Here is a 1,095-nt window from a genome sequence, read left to right as displayed (position 1 = left end):
ATCGCTCCTTTTAATATGTTTTGTTTGGTCACTTACATATTAACACAGCTGATTAGCTATGAGTTATTTTATGTTGCACTTGTTATGATAAATTATCCAATAAAAAAAGACCGATGTTAAACATCAGCCTTATCTTTCCCATCTTCCTCTTTTATAAATTATAAATCCCACGATAACTGTCAATCCATTGGACACTAACATTGAAATCCAAATTCCTGTAGATCCCAAATCTGTCAAACTCTTTAGTATCATAATAAGTGGAAGTCTTAGTACCCATAATCTCGCAAGAGACAAATACATTGTAAGTTTTGTTTTTCCAACACCTTGGAAGAAACCATTAATCGCTGAGAAATATCCCATGAAAAACGTAATTATCGCTGAGAAGTACATGTATTCACTTGCTTGTCTCCATAGTTCTATATCTGAACGGTCTTTGATGAATATGGACAGCAATTGGTCTTTGAAAAGCAAAATAATTATCGCAGAAGCTAAAGAGAAGAAAGTTATTATAATATTTGCACGTTTGAAAATATCCTTGCTTCTTTCTTTTTTTCCCGCTCCAATATTTTGTCCTGTAATTGATGTCAACGCCATTCCAATTCCTATAGCTCCTTGATTGAATATATCGGACAATCTGTTGCCCATAGAAAATGCAGCAAGTGTAGTTGTACCATATGATTGGATAAATCCATTAAGAACAGTAAACCCAATAGCTTCCCCACTTGATCCAAGTGAAGCTGGGATAGCGATGGAGAAAATGTGTTTGATAATTCCCATATCTAGTTTGAAGTTTTTGAAACTAACTTCGATTTCAGATTCTTTTTTGACAACTATTATCGCAAAAACTACAAGCAATACTTTGGATAAAACTGTAGCCCATGCAGCACCTGCAAGACCCATGTTGAGTCCTGGGATTCCCAAAACATTATCAAAAATAAAGAATGGATCTATAACGACGTTTGTCACAGATGAAATTGTCGATATAATTGTCATAGATTTCGTTCTTCCTTGAGAATTGAGTATCGATTGATATCCAAAAAATATCATATCAAACAATAGCCCTACAGAGTTTATCGCAAGAAATATGTATGATTT

Annotated in this window: 1 protein-coding gene; it reads right to left on the bottom strand. The window is 34.0% G+C overall.

Annotated elements, in window-relative coordinates:
- Positions 1-129: 129 nt before the first annotated feature.
- Positions 130-1,095 (bottom strand): MATE family efflux transporter (locus KHW44_RS09920; RefSeq protein ID WP_304068981.1); only part of this gene is annotated, 966 nt, incomplete at its 5' end.

The sequence above is a fragment of the Finegoldia magna genome (assembly GCF_018371055.1).
Classification (GTDB): Bacteria; Bacillota; Clostridia; order Tissierellales; family Peptoniphilaceae; genus Finegoldia; species Finegoldia magna_I.
The sequence above is the reverse complement of the archived record's forward strand: the minus strand, read 5'-3'. Positions and strand labels throughout refer to the sequence as shown.